Genomic DNA, 15,098 nt, shown 5'->3' with positions numbered 1-15,098 from the left:
GCCGTCGGCACACCGCCGGCCAGGACAAACGCGATTTCGGGTTCGTCCAGTTGTACCTGTACCAGGGCGCCTGATGCCGCTGATCTGACCCTGCTGACCAGGTCGGCAGCGCCGGCTGCCAGGGAATCCCTGATTTCGCGGCGCGCCCCGACGTCGAGCAGGGCGCGTTCCCCGCTGTGCAGATGGAGGTTGGCGGCAAGGGACAGTGGGCCCCGCAGGTGGATTTTCAACGCTGGCGCCGGCTCTGATTCGGCACCAATCACATCACCGAGCACGTTCAGGTCGGTGGACAGCGCCGACACTGCCCGTCGATGATCCTTGCCGGGCCGGTCGACGAGGCGCCAGCCGTGGGGCTGCACATCCACTGGCAACTCCACCAGGATGGCTGCTGTCCGCCCGACGGCGTCGCTACCGACCCCGCGGCCCGGCAGGGACACCAGGTGGGGAAGGTGCGGGTCACCGAGCTCACCCCGGACCACCCGCGTAGCTTCGAGAGGGTCAGTTCCTGGCCATTCGCCCAGGGCGGTAGCTGTGACCTGGGCGGAGCTAGGCTCCACCAGGGCCCTCCGGTGACCGGCGGTTCTCGGACAGCGCCTGATGGTGACGGATCACCTCGGAGATGATGAAGTTCAGGAACTTTTCGGCGAAGGCCGGGTCTAGGTTGGCTTCTTCGGCCAACGCGCGAAGCCTGGTGATCTGGGCCGCTTCCCGATCCGGGTCGCCCGCCGGTAGCTGGTGCTCCGCCTTGAGGACCCCCACCCGCTGGGTGGCCTTGAACCGTTCGGCGAGAAGATACACGAGAGTCGCATCGATGTTGTCGATACTGCTCCGCACTGACAGGAGCTCCGCCATCACCTCGGGTTGTACCTGCCCGGCGAGGGAGCTTGCCCCCGGGTCGTAGCCGCTGCTCGATTCAATCATGCATCAAGTCAAACACCAGTTGCAGACTGCCGACTAATCCGGCGTCGACATATTCAACCGGCAGTGCGACGGGGCGTGTCCCTACAGGGCTGGTTGAAGTTCGGGGCGCTCCAGTGACCGGGCAGAGTCGAGGGTCGCCTGGCCCAGGACCCGTGTCCCCTGGTACAGGACGACGGTCTGGCCCGGGGCGACGCCGCGCATCGGTTCGTTCAGCCGGACCACGAGCTCCGCCTGCCCCTCACCGTTGTTCTCCATCCAGGCCACCGCGTCGACAGGGTCGCCGTGGGCTCGCACCTGCGCCATGCACTCGAATTCGCTGCCGGCCAGTACCGCGTCGATCGGCAGTCCGGCCCAGGACACCTTGATGCCCCGCAGCTGGTCTACGGCCAGCAGCCGCTCGGGACCGACTACCACCTTGTTTTCTTTCGGCCGGATCTCCAGCACGAAGCGGGGCTTGCCGTCGTCGGCGGGTGTGCCGAGCTTCAGGCCACGGCGCTGGCCTACTGTGAAGGCGTTGGCGCCGGGGTGGGTGCCCACCTGCTCCCCGTCGGTGTCGACAATCGCACCCTCGGTCATCTCGATGCGTTCGGCCAGCCAGCCGCGGGTGTCACCGTCGGGAATGAAACAAATGTCGTGGCTGTCGGGCTTGTTAGCCACGGACAGTCCGCGGCGCTCAGCCTCGGCGCGGACCTCCGCCTTGGACGGGGTTTCGGCCAGCGGGAACATTGAGTGCTTGAGCTGCTCGTGGGTGAGGACGCCCAGCACATAGGACTGGTCCTTGGCCCAGTCCGCGGCCCGGTGCAGCTCGCGGTTCCCGTCACTGTCCTCAATGACCTTCGCGTAGTGGCCGGTGCAGACGGCGTCGAAGCCCAGCGCCAACGCCTTTTCCAGGAGTGCCGCGAACTTGATCCGTTCGTTGCAGCGCATGCACGGGTTCGGAGTGCGACCGGCGGCGTACTCGGCGATGAAATCGTCGACAACGTCCTCCTTGAATCGTTCCGAGAAGTCCCACACGTAGTAAGGAATCCCCAGGATGTCGCAGGCACGCCAGGCGTCACGGGAGTCCTCGATGGTGCAACACCCACGACTACCGGTGCGTAAGGTGCCAGGCATGCGCGAGAGCGCCAGGTGGACGCCGACGACGTCGTGCCCTGCCTCCACTGCGCGTGCTGCGGCGACGGCGGAGTCCACTCCGCCGCTCATTGCTGCGAGTACCTTCATGAGTTGTCCTTCACTGTCGAAAACCTGTTCCAGCTGTCTGAATGTTTGAAGCATGGCCAGCCATTCCAGCCTGCCGGGCGCGGCGGTAGGCCTCGGGCAACGCAGTTCCAAGGACTTCAACGTCCTCGGGGCCTGAGGTATGCCCGAGCGAGAATCGTTGGGCCCCTCGGGCCTCCGACTCGGTGAGGCCCATCGCGAGCAGCACATGGGACGGCCGGGGTACTCCCGCCGTGCAGGCCGAGCCGGTGGAGCATTCCACTCCGGCAAGATCGAGCAGGAACAAGAGGGAGTCCCCTTCGCAGCCGGGAAACGTGAAGTGGGCGTTGCCGGGAAGCCGCAGGGTCCGGTGCCCTCTGAGGACCGCCTCCGGGATAGCGGACTCCACCTGGGTGATCAGCTGATCCCTGAGGGCGGCGATGCGGGCGGACTCCTGGTCGAGATTGCCTGTAACGAACGCAGCGGCCGCAGCGAAAGCCGCGATACCGGCGGCGTCAAGGGTTCCCGACCGGATATCGCGCTCCTGTCCTCCACCATGCTGCACCGGGGTGAGCGTTACCGCCCGCCCGACGAAAAGGGCCCCTACACCCACCGGGCCGCCGATCTTATGCCCACTGACCGCCATCGTCGCGAGTCCTGAATGGCTGAAAGACACCGGAAGGGACCCGAAGGCCTGCACGGCATCCGAGTGCACGGGGATGCCGTGCGCCGCGGCTGCCGCGGTGATGTCCCGAATGGGCTGGATGGTGCCGACCTCGTTGTTGGCCCACATCACGGTGATCAGCGCGATGGTGTCCGGGTCGTCGTCGAGCTCGGCCTGCAGCGCCGTCATGGAGACCACGCCTTCGGAGTCGACCGGTAGCCAGGTGACCAGCGCCGCTTCGTGTTTGGCCAGCCATTCGACCGTGTCCTGGACCGCCGGGTGTTCGATGGCTGAGCACAGGATCCTCAGCCGGCGCGGGTCTGCGGCGCGGCGGGCCCAGAACAGGCCCTTGACGGCAAGGTTGTCAGCTTCGGTCCCACCGGAGGTGAAGATCACCTCCGAGGGATGCGCTCCCGCCGCGGCGGCGAGGGTCTCACGGGAGTCTTCCACCACCCGACGGGCACGACGCCCTGAGCCGTGCAGCGACGAAGGGTTGCCGCTACGGCTGAGTTCGGTGGTGAGTGCGGCGAGCGCGGGCGCCGAAAGAGGCGTGGTCGCCGCGTGGTCCAGGTACACGGGCATCGGTCAATTCTAGCGGTTCCGGCTCGACACTTCACTTTTCACCGGTCGGAGGACTCTGAGCGCCCGGGGAACGACGTCGATCTGGACCGGCGCCGGCCCTACCGGTTCCCCATCGGCGAAGACCGTCAGCCCGGCCACCTCGACACGGACCGAACGGACCTTTTCGATCCGGACCGCCGGGTGAGACACATGGGTTCCCGCGAAGAGCCGGGGCAGCATCGCGATCAGCCGGAGTCGTGAGACTGCGGAGACCACCAACAGATCCAGGAGCCCATCATCACAGAGCGCGTCGGGCGTAATCTTCATTCCGCCTCCAATGGACCTCCCGTTGGCCACCGAAACCAGCATTGCGGCCGTCGACTCGGCAGACCCATCGATGACCAGCCGGTAGCCGATGGGTCTGAAGACTGCCAACTCACGCAGCACGGCGAGGGTGTACCGGCTCTTTCCCCGGGGCCAGGACCAGGTGTTGGCCCGGGCATTCACTATCGCATCGAATCCTGCTGAGCAGGCCCCAGCGAACCAGAGCACTCCCTCCCCGTCCTGGTCCCTGCTGATGCGCCCGAGGTCCATCCAGTGGGGCGGTCCGGGGAGTGCTTCATGGATGACGAGGGCCGCTGCTTCCGGGTCCCTGAGGGGCAGGCCGAGGGTCCGGGCCACATCATTGCCGGTGCCGGTCGCCACGATGCCCAGGGGGACCGTGGTTCCCGCCAGGACATTGGCTCCCAGCTGCACCATCCCGTCACCGCCTACCACGACCAGCGCGTCCGGCGACCTCTCCGCCACAGCTGAGCTCACCCGGTCAACAAGCGTCGCATAGCTTGGTCCGGCGAGGACAGTGACCTCGTGTCCGAGGGCAATGAGTGAGGTGACTGCCGCGCTTGCCGCCTTCTTCGCAGCCCCCGCCCCGGCCGTAGGGTTGACCGCGACCAGCAGCTTCATCTGATCACGGCCCCCAGGGCCTCGGCAATGGTCATCGCCTGCGCGACGTCGATCACGGCACCGCGGAACTGTACGTAGTCCATCGACAGTTCGCCCAGTTCGCTGCCACGTAGGTCGGTTCCCCGGAGCCGCGCTCCTGCCCATTCAGCATTGGATAATTGGCAATTCCGCAGCGACGCCTTGGTGAGGTTGGCCTCGGTGAAGTCGGCTTCGGCGAGGGACACGCCAGTGAAGTCGGCGGTGGACAGGTCCGCACGCACCAGCGAAACATAGGACCAGTTGCCGCCAGTGACCTTGAGGGGGACCAGCGACGAGTTGACGAAGGAACTGCCGGTCAGCCTGCACCCGGCAAAGGTCGAATCGAAGAAGCTGCAGGATTCGAACCGGCAGCCGTCGAATGCCCCCTCGGTGTGGGTTGAGACATTGAACTTGACGTTGCGGAACACACACTTGCTGAAGTTGGCCCCGCTGGACTGGAGTTCGGTGAAGTCACAATCAACGAATAGGGTTCCCGCATAGTCTGCACGGTCGAGCACCTTGCCGTACCAGTCCTCGCCCCTGATCACCTTGTCCCGATTCGTCATTGTCCGATGCTACCGAAGCCGAACCCTTTCGCCCGGTTCGCCGTTGAAGGTACAGCGGGTATTTGGTTGGCAGTCGGGAAACCGTCTACAGTCTTGCCCTGATGAGGCATAGCGTGCCGGCCGCGTCGCGCCCGGAACTTCAGCACATCGGTTCCACCCGCTCCAGGCCCCCAGCATGCCCGCCGAAGATGAAAGGCCCTCATGGCGACCCCGCCCGACCGGACCTACTACGCCGTCCTGGGATTGTCGCGGAACGCGACCGCCAAACAGGTCAAGGACGCCTACCGCCGGGCTGCACGATCAACCCATCCTGATGCTGGCGGGAGCGCCGAAGAGTTCCATGACGTGGCCGTCGCCTATGAGACCCTCTCGGATCCAGAACGTCGCCGCCGGTATGACCACGGGCTGGGTGGCAGCCCGGCCGCCCATGAACCGACGGCGGCCAGTTCGCCCTCACGGTCAAGTGTTCCCTCTCCTGATCGTGCCGCTGATGACGAAGCTTTCCAACGTCAAGCCGTCTACGAGCCGCCCTTCTCACCAGCGCAGCCCCCGGTGATTCCGCTGACCCTCGCGGGCAGCCAGATCCATGGCACCGCTCGACAGCCTGGATTCTTCAAGCGTCTCGGATCCGGCAGCGGCTCACGGTTCGACGGCGAGCGCCGCACCGCTGCCCTGCTGGAACACCGTTTCCTTCCGGGCTTCCCCGCCGCCCGACTAGTTAACGGTTTGCGGTTCGGCGACGACACCGGAACTGAAGCGGGCCATGCGGTGTTGGCGGGATACCGTCTGGCGGTCGTCGATTCGATGCTCGCTCCACCCGGTAACTATCGCTGGGACGGGCGTGCCCTGCGGCACAACGGCAGAATCGCCGGTGACGTGCGCATTACCGAGTCGGTCCGACGGGTCCAGGATCTCTTTCCAGAGTGCAATGTCCAGGCGTGGCTTGTCCTCCACAGGGGTGAAGGCAACCCCTTCGAGCCGATTGTCGATTACCCGCCAACGCTGGACAAATCTGCACTGACCAGCGTTCATGTGGCGAATCCCGGTACGCTCCTCCGCGAGCTCAAGAAATTTCTGGGTGGCGGGCCGCAGCCCTATGTGGTGCAGCTCCCCGTACTGGGCCGTTTGCTACAGTACGCCGAGCGCTAGGATTAACGAGTGTTCCGTATCCTGTTCTACACGCCCGAAATCCCCGGCAACACCGGCAACGCCATTCGGCTGGCCGCTGTCACCGGCGCCGAATTGCACCTGGTGGAGCCGCTCGGCTTCAACTTCGATGATGCAAAGCTGCGCCGAGCGGGGCTCGACTACCACGACCTGGCAGTGCTCCAGGTCCACAAGGACCTGGCGAGCGCGTGGGAAGCTCTCACCCCCCAGCGGGTCTTCGCGTTCACTTCCGACGGCGAGGAATCCTATGCGGACATCAGCTACCAGCCAGCAGACGTGTTGCTCTTTGGGCCTGAGTCGGTAGGTCTACCACCGGAGGTCAAGCATGACCCCCAGGTGACGGCCCGGGTCCGGCTACCCATGCTCCCCACCCGTCGTTCACTTAACCTCGCCAACTCGGCGTCTATTGTTCTCTACGAAGCATGGCGCCAGCACAGCTTCGCCGGCGCCGTCGTCTAGCTTTTTCAGCCCTAAGGAGCCACCATGCCACCACGCCATGCCGAGGAAGTGTCCGAGACCGGCGCCGAGGACTTCGAACGCCTGGCGCCGCTGCTCTGGAACCCGATGGGAAATGCCGTCGCAGCGGCCGCCGATATCGCCCTCGCTGACCGGGTGCTCGACGTTTACTGTGGCAGCGGTGCCAGCACCATCCCGGCGGCGCAGTCCGCCGGTCCGGAAGGCGTGATCGACGCACTCGACCCATCCCCGGGGCTGCTGGACCTGGCGAAGGCGAAAGCCGAAGCCATGAACCTCGCCACCATCCGGTTTGACACGGCCGATGTCACCGAGCGGCCTGCCGACGGCAGCTATGACGTGGTGCTGTCTTGTTACGGACTGACCCGCTTCGCGGATATGGCGCCTGCCACGGCGCATCTGTCGCGGCTACTGCGTCCCGGCGGACGGATTGCCCTCAGCACCTGGGACGCTGGCGCCCACACGGAGTTCTGGCGAATCCTTCAGGACGCATGCTCCGAGGATCCCTCCCGGGATCCAGCGCTGCTCGAGCGGGAGATCGCCAACGTGGCCAGACTGGCCTCGCCCGAGAAATTGGGAGACTGGCTGCTGGCTAACGGGTTTAATACGGTCGGAGTCGATTCGGTAGCCATTGAATTGCCGCTGGATGCCCAGACAGCATGGTCGGTGGTTCAGGGGACCGCCTTCCGTCATCTTCTCCCGGGCGACGAGTCAGCCGTCGAACGGATCCGGGGCAGCTTCCTTGACCGGCTCGGCAGCGGCTTCGTCCTGGCCGCTCAATCCCTGGTTGCTGTTGCGGAGACCGCTGACTAGCAGCTGGGTAAGATCCAGACTCCCCCCACCCCATCCCCGCACCGCCCAGCTCCGAAGTACTAGTGGCAGCAAAACTTGATCCGCCCGTGTCGTTAAGCACCGATACAGGCGGTGAAAGTCCTGTCTACAGAACATCGAAAGGACGGTGATAGGGATGGGTAGGCAGGTGGGAGGCACTGACCAACTGATCCGCGCCGGCGGGTCGCATGTTCTGAATCGCAGACGGGGCGCTTTATGCTTGGAGTATATGGATACGCCACGAGCCAGCAGAACTACTCCGGCCGGTTCACCAGCGGGTGGATTCGCCGTTGAACCCGGTACCGCAGCAACCCTGACTGAGCTGTTGTTGCGAGTCGCAGCCAAGGACCAGCAAGCCTTTGCCGAGTTCTACGCGCAAACTTCCCGACGGGTCTATGGGCTGGCCCGTCGTGTCCTCATTGACCCGGAGCTCAGCGAGGACACCACCCAGGAGGTCTACCTGCAGGTCTGGAACCTCGCGGACCGGTTCCGACCCGAGATGGGGTCACCGATGGCCTGGCTAATGACCCTGACCCATCGCCGGGCTGTGGACAAGGTTCGGTCTGAGCAGAGTTCCACTGACCGCGAAGCACGATACGGCGCCGCGATGCAGGAAATCGATCACGACGACGTCGTCGACACCGTAACCCAGCGCCTCGAGGCGGAGACAGTGGTCAAATGCCTCGACTCGCTGACGGAGACCCAACAGGAATCTGTGAAGCTCGCATATTACGGCGGATTGACCTACCGCGAGGTCGCCGAAAAACTTGGCGTGGCCGTCCCTACCATCAAATCGAGAATCCGTGACGGATTGCTTCGACTGAAAACCTGTTTGGGGGTGAACTGAGATGCAGAACAACGACATGTTTGATGGATCGATTGACGATCTGGAGAGTGACCTGACCCACGGCCGTGTGCTTGACTGGGCCGAGATGTATGCCCTGAACGCCCTGAGTGATCGGGAGCGTCGGGCTATCGAGGACTACATCTCAGCCGCCGACCCGATCCAGCGGGAAGCCTTTGATGAGCGCGTCCGGGGTGCCCGTGAGACCCTTGCCCGGGCGTACGCGATCGACGACGTCGAACCGCCCCCGGCCTTGTTCGACCGCATCCTGGCTCAGTTGCCGGCCGGTCTCCCCGAGCATAGCGCTTCCGCCGCGCCCGCCCGGGCCCAGGCGTCGGCGGGCACCTTCGATGAGCTGGCGAACCGACGCGAGGCAAAGCAACGCCGGCCCGTGGGACGCTGGCTGGCCGCAGCCGCAGCAGCAGTGGTCATCACCGTCGGCGGAGTCAGCGTCGCCCAGAACCTCCAGGAAACCTCGGTTGAACAGGAAGTGTTGCAGGCCCAGGATCTCCAGTCCGAAATCTTCACGATTCCGGCGGGAGGTACCGCGGAGCTGAAGCTCTCCCGTGAGGAAGACGCGGCGGTCATCACCCTCAGTGAGGTACCGGCTCCTCCCGTGGGGAAGGTCTACCAGATGTGGCGGGTTCCCACGGACGGGACCGACCCGGTCTCCATCAGCACCATGACCGCTGAGGACCTGCAGGAATCGCTGGTCACTACCGTCGAGGGCATTGGTTCGTCGATGGGGTTCGCCATCACCGTCGAGCCCGACGGCGGGTCCGAACGGCCAACCCTTCCGATCGTCGCGGAGATCCCCTTCGAGGCCTGATCGGGCGCGTGAGATCGGGTGCATTGAAAGGACCTTACCCAGCTGGACCTGGGCCGCCACCGTTATCGGGGTGGCTAGAATCCGGCAATAGTCTGAGCTGAATTGACTGGCACCACATGGAAAACTTCGGCGCTACGCCCGGCTGGGAGGCCGCCGCGTGCGGCGTTGTCCCGGAGCAGCTGACGCACGACGGCGTCCATCCGGTCGGAGTCCGGATGTTGGCTGGTGTGGAAGTGAAGGGCGCGCAGCTTGTCGTCCACCGTGTCAGTAACATCGACGAAGTGGTTTTCCAGGTGTGACGGGCCGGCATAGAGCCACAACCAGGGCACCCGGTGGCTTGCCAGCCCGGCAGCTTCCAGATCCGGGAAGGCAAACGGATTTTCGGCGGCCGGATACACCGCCCGGGTGACCGCTTCGCCGCAGGCCAGATGGTCCGGGTGGCTTTTTTGAATCCGGTCCCAGTTCCGCTCCGGGTGCATTGCCAGCACCACATCAGGACGGACCCGGCGGATCACTGCCACTACCTGCTTGATCACCTCGGTGGAGGCTTCCAGGAACCCATCACGTTCACCCAGATAGTGGATTTCGCGAACTCCCACCTGCTGGGCCGCAGCAAGCTGCTCGGCCCTGCGGGTCCGCACGATTTCACTCTGCCCCTCGGGGTCGAACCCGCCGGCGTCGCCGTCGGTCATAATGCAGTAGTCGACGACGACGCCCGCCCTTGTCCATTGGGCCACCGTTCCGGCTGCACCGAAGTCGATGTCGTCGGGGTGCGCCGCGAAGCACAACACCCGCACGATCTGATCGACGGCGGGATCAAAAACTGTCGCCACCGTGGTCAGGACCTGCGCTTCAGGATCTCGGCGGTTGCCTGCGGCAGCACCTTGAAAAGGTCACCGACCACACCGAAGTCGGCGATCTCAAACACCGGCGAATCGGCGTCCTTGTTGACCGCGATGATGACCTTGGCGGTTTGCATCCCGGCTTTCTGCTGGATGGCGCCGGAGATGCCAGCCGAGATGTACAACTGCGGCGACACTGTTTTCCCGGTCTGTCCCACCTGGGCGGAGTGTTCGATCCAGCCGGCATCGGTGGCCGCACGGGATGCCCCAACGGCGCCGCCCAGCGCATCGGCGAGTTCCTCGACGGGCGCGAAGTTGCCGTCGACTCCCCGCCCGCCGGCAACGATCACCCGCGCCTCGGTCAGCTCGGGTCGCCCGGTTGCCGGCTTCGCCGTTCGACCGGTGATCCGGGCCGTGTTGGCCGGGCTCACCGACTCAACCGTGACGACGCTGGGGACGCCCCCGTCGCCGACCGGTGCTACCTCGACGGTATTGGCCTTCACCGTAATGAGGGGCGTGCCGGTGGTCACCTTCGCCTCGACCGCGTAGGAGCCGGCCAGCACCGACTTGGTGACGGTGAAATCCTCGCCGATGGCGACCGCATCAGTGATCACCCCCGAGGAAAGCTGAATTCCGGTCCGGGCCGCGATCTCCTTCGCCTCGAAGGTATTCCCCAGGAGGACAGCCGCAGGGGCGACCGACCGCACTACTTCGGCAAGGAAGGCAACCTTCCCGGCGACGAGGGAATCCTCGATGTCGGACGCGGCCGGCTGGTAGACGGACCCGACGCCGCGCGCACCCAATTCCTGGAGGACGGCGTCGTTCAGGTCACCGATGAAGGCGACGGCGGCGTCGCCGAAGGTGGTCGCAAGCGTGAGTAGTTCCCGGTGGCTCTTGTGCAGAACCTCACCCGGGTTATCAATCAAAACGAGAACTGTAGCCATTGAGGTGGCTCCTTTGCGTTGTTCGAGCGCGGGTTCGGGGAGGTGCTACAGCAATTTTTGAGTTGCAAGGAAATCCACCAACCGGATCCCTGCGTCACCTTCGTCACTGATGATCGTTCCCTGGCCACGGGGCGGCCTGGGGTCCGCGACCTGAACCGAAGTCCATGCGCCAGCGAAGCCCACCTCGGCTGGGTCCACACCGATGTCCTGCAACGACAGGGTGCTCAACGGCTTCTTCTTCGCCGCCATGATGCCCTTGAAATTCGGGTACCGCGGCTCATTGATCTGATCGGTGACCGAGACAAGGGCGGGCAGGGTAGCCTCAACCGTCTCCGAGTAGACGTCGCCGTCCCGTCGGGCTGTCAGCGTCCAGGAACCATCCGCTGGCTGCAGCTCAAGAGATGAAGCGAACGTCACCTGCGGCAAATCCAGCCGTTCGGCGAGCTGTGCCGGTACGAGTGAGGTCTCGCCGTCCGTCGATGCCATTCCGGTGATGACCAGGTCTACCGACCCGAGGTGGTTGACGACGGCGGCGAGCGCCCGGGAGGTCCCGGCCGCGTCCGATCCGGCGAGTGCATCATCGCAGAGGTGCACCCCGGCGTGAGCACCGATCTGAAGTGCTTTCTTGACGGCGCTGACCGCAGCGGACGGCCCCATGGTGACCGCGGTGATCCGATGGCCAGCCGCCTCTCCGCCATGGGATTCAACGAGTTGCAGCGCTGCCTCGAGCGCGTACTCGTCCAATTCGGACAGGATGCTCTCATTCCGGTCGGTAGTGCGGTCGTCGCCTCTGATGTGGCGGTCGAACTGCGCGTCCGGCACATGCTTGACCAGGACCACTATGTCCAGGCCTGCGTGCGATGCCTCTTCCATTGCTACCTCTTCTGAAGTTGGGGATCTGCCCAGCCCTAGCTAACCATATCGGGATCCCGGCCTGGGTTAGCCGTCGGCCCGGCCCACTGTCACATCAATGGTCTGCACTTCCCCGTTGCGCTGGAATTCAACGCTCACAGTGTCCCCATCGGCCTGCATCCGCACCGCTGCGGTGAGGTCGCGTGGATCGGTGATTGGGCGTCCAGCCACATTGGTGATGACATCGCCTTCCTGGAACCCTGCTGCCTCAGCGGGCGAGCCTGGTTCGACTCCTGCGACCTCCGCCCCTACCGAGAAGGAGGTTTCCCCGTTGGTGTTCTCGGAAGCCGATGGCGAGACCGAAACGCCGAGGAAACCGTGCGAGGCACTGCCGTTGGCGATGATCTCCTGGGCAACCCGCTCAGCATAATTAATGGGAATGGAGAACCCCACACCGATGTTTCCGGTGCTTTCCCCGGAACCCGACGATGCGATCGCCACGTTGACGCCGATCACACTGCCCTGGCCGTCGACCAGCGCACCACCGGAGTTGCCCTGGTTGATAGCGGCGTCAGTCTGAATGACGTTCAGGTAGATCGACCCCTGCGACTGGTTCTGTGGCATTTCGGTGCCTTCCGGGGGGAGGAAGTTGAAACCATCCCCCTCTTCCTCAGGAACGGCATCGGAAAGCTCCTCCGGTACTGCCGAGGAGGCAACGCTGATCGTCCGGTTCAGCGTGGAAATGATGCCGTCGGTGACGGTTCCGCTGAGTCCGAGGGGCGCCCCGATTGCAATGGCGGTGTCCCCGACGTTCAGCTCATCGGAATTCGCCAGGGTAGCGGGTTGCAGATCGGGGGCGTCCACTTTGATCACCGCAAGATCGGACAGCGGATCGGTGCCGACAATCTCCGCTGGGAACACTCGCCCGTCGCTGGTACGAACCTCAACGGCCGCGTCGCCCACCTGACCGCCGAGCGTCACCACGTGGGTATTGGTGAGGATGTGCCCGTCGTCGTCGAGCACTATTCCGGACCCTGAACCACCCGAGCCGGCGCCGCTCACAGCGATAGTGACAACGCTGGGGGAAGCCTTGACAGCGGCCCCAGTGACTTCGTTGACGCTTTCGGTGTCATTGACGACCACCGATTGTGACTGACCCGTGGTCGTAGCGGGGACGGTGCCCTGGTCGCCGAGGAGACGATCGGCCCCGGCGACTACCCCGCCGCCGAGCAGGCCGGCGACGAGCACACCGCTGACGAAGGCCGCTGTTCCAAAGCGTTTCTTGTCCCGTCGGTGGGGAAGGGCTGCCGGGGGCAGAGCGGACCCGTAGAAGCCCCCGCTGGAGTAGGAGCCGTCATCGTAAGCGGTCGCCGTGGACTGGTCCGCGGAATACTGGTCGCTGTGAGCTGCCTGGGAATGAGAAACCTGAGACGGTGACGTAGGCGGCGGCACCGGGTGCGGCTGCGTCGAGGGGTGCTGCCCTGCTGACGGGTGCTGCTCTGCGCTGCCGGAGGGTCCCCCATCGGACGATGCGGCTGAGGCAGCGATCTCGCTCCCGTCGTCGGGACGAGAGGAATCCTGCCACCGGTGAAACGGCGGAGTCTGAGGGCGTGGCGGTATGTTGCGCTCGAACCCGTTGTTATTGTCGTCAGTCATCGGAAAGCCTTTCGTCTCGATGCATCGAACTATGCCAAACCAATCTGGATCTTTGGCGCACATTCGCTGGATGAATACTGTGAGCCAACCGGGCGTCCGTTAGTCCTCATCCATTCTCCCCGGCCAGACTCCGCCGGCAAAGTCCCGGACCAGGTCCTGATTCATTTCGCTAGGGGCAGAGGTCGGTAGGTGGACTGCCTTATCGCGGCACCCTAGACTTCAAAAAGGGCGTGTGACAGCGTTGACGGCATCTACCGCCGACCGCTGGCCCCCACGCGCAGTGAAATTCCGGGGACACTTTTCGAAGGGTATTGAATGCGATCGAGTACCAGGCGCCTTGCGGCACTAGTAGGCGTCACCGCCGGACTGATGCTGCCCCTCACTACACTCCCCGGCGCATTTGCGGTGCCTCCGGTGGACTTCGGTGCAGAAGAGATCATCGATGAGGCAGGGGTGCTCGACGGCGGTGGGCTGGCCGAGCTTGAAGACGCTATTGCCCAGCTCCGGGACGAAGAGGGCTACCGTTTGCGCGTCGCCTACGTGGACTCGTTCACCGACCCGACTGACGCCGACCAGTGGACCGAGGAAACCGCCACCGTCAGCGAACTAGGCGAGTCCGATGTCCTGTTGACCGTGTCCGTCGAGGGACAGGCTAGGTTCGTTGCAAGCAATTCCAGTCCCGTTCGCGCGGACGCACCACAAATTTTCAACTCCTACATTCTGCCTGAACTGGAGGACGGCAACTGGGCAGCAGCCGGTGTTGCTGCAGCCACCGGAGTGTCGGAGTCCTTGTCCGGCGGTTCGGTGTCCGGTGGTTCCGATAACAGCCAGTCCAGTGGCAGCGGTCTCGGGGCAGTCCTGCTGGTTGGCGCGCTGGTGGCGTTGGCAGGTATCGGCGGTTTCTTCTTCCTGCGTTCCCGCAGCCAGAAGTCGCTGACCCGCGGACCGTCCCAGACCGAAGACTTCGGGCCCGGACGTGGCCCGGACGGGGAAGTCCTGGACCCGTTGGCAGCTTTCAGCGTGGAAGAACTGCGCAAGAGGGCGGGAAGCCTGTTGATTGCAGCCGATGACGCAATCAAGTCCAGTGAGCAGGAGGTCGGCTTTGCGCAGGCCCAATATGGCGATGCTGCAGTGCAACCCTTCGTCGATGACATCGCTGCGGCGAAGCGGCATATGAGTGAGTCGTTCAAGTTGCAGCAGCAACTGGACGACCATATTCCAGATACCGAAGAGCAGCAGCGCACCTGGCTCGGAGACATCATCCGGCGTTGCGAATCCGTCAACGGTTCGCTGCAGGAGCACAAGGCCGATTTCGACGCCCTGCGCGAGTTGGAGCGCAACGCTCCCGCAGCGCTTGCCGCCGCGCAGGCCTCGGCTGAAGCGGTCAGGACCCGTGTGTCCGACGCGGAGCAGCTCCTGCAGCAGCTGCAGCAGAAGTACGCTGATTCGGCTACCTCTCAGGTGCGGGACAACGTGGATCAGGCCAACGAACGGTTGCAGTTCGTTGGCAGTGCCGCCGACTCGGCGCAGCAGCACCTGAGTGCTGGCGATACCGGGTCTGCAGTGATCGCGGTGCGCGCAGCCGAAGAAAGCGTCCACCAGACCACCGTGCTGCTGGACGCAATTTCCAAACGGGCCACCGAACTTGATGCGGCGAAGGTAGAGCTGGACCGTTCGGTCTCCGACACGGCACAGGATCTTGCCCAGGCACAGGCGATGCTCAGCACCGGTCAGCACCAGGATCTCGCCGGCCCGGTGGCGTCCGCCGA

General features: G+C 64.5%; 15 protein-coding genes and 1 pseudogene. 6 read left to right on the top strand and 10 right to left on the bottom strand.

The window, feature by feature from the left end:
• The 6 genes and pseudogenes from K728_RS23195 to K728_RS0109035 form a co-directional block, all read right to left on the bottom strand.
• Positions 1-560, bottom strand: a pseudogene (locus K728_RS23195) (hypothetical protein); the annotation flags it as partial.
• Positions 547-921, bottom strand: coding sequence for a chorismate mutase (locus K728_RS0109055; protein ID WP_019481704.1), 375 nt, complete (start codon positions 919-921; stop codon positions 547-549). The gene K728_RS0109055 and the pseudogene K728_RS23195, both read right to left, overlap by 14 nt.
• 81 nt (positions 922-1,002) lie before the next feature.
• Positions 1,003-2,142: a tRNA 2-thiouridine(34) synthase MnmA gene (mnmA, locus tag K728_RS0109050; RefSeq protein WP_019481703.1), complete on the bottom strand. Its 1,140-nt coding sequence runs from the start codon at positions 2,140-2,142 to the stop codon at positions 1,003-1,005.
• Positions 2,143-2,152: 10 nt separating this feature from the next.
• Positions 2,153-3,364: a cysteine desulfurase family protein gene (locus K728_RS0109045; protein WP_024476500.1), complete on the bottom strand. Its 1,212-nt coding sequence runs from the start codon at positions 3,362-3,364 to the stop codon at positions 2,153-2,155.
• A gap of 9 nt (positions 3,365-3,373) precedes the next feature.
• Positions 3,374-4,306, bottom strand: coding sequence for a diacylglycerol kinase family protein (locus K728_RS0109040; protein ID WP_019481701.1), 933 nt, complete (start codon positions 4,304-4,306; stop codon positions 3,374-3,376).
• Positions 4,303-4,890, bottom strand: a complete 588-nt coding sequence (locus K728_RS0109035) for a pentapeptide repeat-containing protein (protein ID WP_019481700.1) — start codon at positions 4,888-4,890, stop codon at positions 4,303-4,305. The genes K728_RS0109040 and K728_RS0109035 overlap by 4 nt, the downstream gene beginning before the upstream one ends.
• 201 nt (positions 4,891-5,091) lie before the next feature.
• On the opposite strand from K728_RS0109035, the gene K728_RS0109030 reads away from it, so the two are divergent.
• From K728_RS0109030 to K728_RS0109010, 5 genes are all read left to right on the top strand, one after another.
• Positions 5,092-6,039 (top strand): J domain-containing protein, encoded by a 948-nt coding sequence (locus K728_RS0109030; protein ID WP_019481699.1) that lies wholly within the window; start codon positions 5,092-5,094, stop codon positions 6,037-6,039.
• 9 nt (positions 6,040-6,048) lie between these two features.
• Positions 6,049-6,516 (top strand): tRNA (cytidine(34)-2'-O)-methyltransferase, encoded by a 468-nt coding sequence (locus K728_RS0109025; RefSeq protein ID WP_019481698.1) that lies wholly within the window; start codon positions 6,049-6,051, stop codon positions 6,514-6,516.
• Positions 6,517-6,540: 24 nt separating this feature from the next.
• The gene (locus K728_RS0109020; protein ID WP_019481697.1) at positions 6,541-7,344 is read left to right on the top strand and encodes a class I SAM-dependent methyltransferase; all 804 of its coding nucleotides are present in this window, start codon (positions 6,541-6,543) and stop codon (positions 7,342-7,344) included.
• Positions 7,345-7,591: 247 nt separating this feature from the next.
• Positions 7,592-8,209, top strand: coding sequence for an ECF RNA polymerase sigma factor SigK (gene sigK / locus K728_RS0109015; protein WP_019481696.1), 618 nt, complete (start codon positions 7,592-7,594; stop codon positions 8,207-8,209).
• A gap of 1 nt (position 8,210) precedes the next feature.
• Positions 8,211-9,035, top strand: coding sequence for an anti-sigma factor (locus tag K728_RS0109010; RefSeq protein ID WP_019481695.1), 825 nt, complete (start codon positions 8,211-8,213; stop codon positions 9,033-9,035).
• A 74-nt stretch (positions 9,036-9,109) separates the two neighbouring features.
• Here the strand turns inward: K728_RS0109010 and K728_RS0109005 are convergent, their stop codons facing one another.
• From K728_RS0109005 to K728_RS0108990, 4 genes are all read right to left on the bottom strand, one after another.
• Positions 9,110-9,868 carry a PIG-L deacetylase family protein gene (locus K728_RS0109005; RefSeq protein WP_019481694.1) on the bottom strand — a complete coding sequence of 253 codons (759 nt, stop codon included), beginning with the start codon at positions 9,866-9,868 and terminating at the stop codon, positions 9,110-9,112.
• 5 nt (positions 9,869-9,873) lie between these two features.
• Positions 9,874-10,821 (bottom strand): electron transfer flavoprotein subunit alpha/FixB family protein, encoded by a 948-nt coding sequence (locus K728_RS0109000; protein ID WP_019481693.1) that lies wholly within the window; start codon positions 10,819-10,821, stop codon positions 9,874-9,876.
• A 45-nt stretch (positions 10,822-10,866) separates the two neighbouring features.
• On the bottom strand, positions 10,867-11,694 hold the full coding sequence (locus tag K728_RS0108995) for an electron transfer flavoprotein subunit beta/FixA family protein (RefSeq protein WP_019481692.1): 828 nt from the start codon (positions 11,692-11,694) through the stop codon (positions 10,867-10,869).
• Positions 11,695-11,760: 66 nt separating this feature from the next.
• The gene (locus K728_RS0108990; RefSeq protein WP_019481691.1) at positions 11,761-13,329 is read right to left on the bottom strand and encodes a S1C family serine protease; all 1,569 of its coding nucleotides are present in this window, start codon (positions 13,327-13,329) and stop codon (positions 11,761-11,763) included.
• A 315-nt stretch (positions 13,330-13,644) separates the two neighbouring features.
• Between K728_RS0108990 and K728_RS0108985 the strand changes: the two genes are divergently transcribed.
• A partial coding sequence (locus K728_RS0108985; RefSeq protein WP_024476498.1) for a TPM domain-containing protein occupies positions 13,645-15,098 on the top strand: 1,454 nt, incomplete at its 3' end.

The organism is Arthrobacter sp. CAL618, from assembly GCF_000468215.1.
In the GTDB taxonomy this organism is placed as follows: Bacteria; Actinomycetota; Actinomycetes; order Actinomycetales; family Micrococcaceae; genus Arthrobacter_D.
The sequence above is the reverse complement of the archived record's forward strand: the minus strand, read 5'-3'. Positions and strand labels throughout refer to the sequence as shown.

What these genes read in the sequence shown, in the direction of transcription:
- K728_RS0109055 (WP_019481704.1), bottom strand. Translation starts at nt 921, where the DNA reads ATGATTGAATCGAGCAGCGGCTACGACCCGGGGGCAAGCTCCCTCGCC.
- mnmA (WP_019481703.1), bottom strand. Translation starts at nt 2,142, where the DNA reads ATGAAGGTACTCGCAGCAATGAGCGGCGGAGTGGACTCCGCCGTCGCC.
- K728_RS0109045 (WP_024476500.1), bottom strand. Translation starts at nt 3,364, where the DNA reads ATGCCCGTGTACCTGGACCACGCGGCGACCACGCCTCTTTCGGCGCCC.
- K728_RS0109040 (WP_019481701.1), bottom strand. Translation starts at nt 4,306, where the DNA reads ATGAAGCTGCTGGTCGCGGTCAACCCTACGGCCGGGGCGGGGGCTGCG.
- K728_RS0109035 (WP_019481700.1), bottom strand. Translation starts at nt 4,890, where the DNA reads ATGACGAATCGGGACAAGGTGATCAGGGGCGAGGACTGGTACGGCAAG.
- K728_RS0109030 (WP_019481699.1), top strand. Translation starts at nt 5,092, where the DNA reads ATGGCGACCCCGCCCGACCGGACCTACTACGCCGTCCTGGGATTGTCG.
- K728_RS0109020 (WP_019481697.1), top strand. Translation starts at nt 6,541, where the DNA reads ATGCCACCACGCCATGCCGAGGAAGTGTCCGAGACCGGCGCCGAGGAC.
- sigK (WP_019481696.1), top strand. Translation starts at nt 7,592, where the DNA reads ATGGATACGCCACGAGCCAGCAGAACTACTCCGGCCGGTTCACCAGCG.
- K728_RS0109010 (WP_019481695.1), top strand. Translation starts at nt 8,211, where the DNA reads ATGCAGAACAACGACATGTTTGATGGATCGATTGACGATCTGGAGAGT.
- K728_RS0109000 (WP_019481693.1), bottom strand. Translation starts at nt 10,821, where the DNA reads ATGGCTACAGTTCTCGTTTTGATTGATAACCCGGGTGAGGTTCTGCAC.
- K728_RS0108995 (WP_019481692.1), bottom strand. Translation starts at nt 11,694, where the DNA reads ATGGAAGAGGCATCGCACGCAGGCCTGGACATAGTGGTCCTGGTCAAG.
- K728_RS0108990 (WP_019481691.1), bottom strand. Translation starts at nt 13,329, where the DNA reads ATGACTGACGACAATAACAACGGGTTCGAGCGCAACATACCGCCACGC.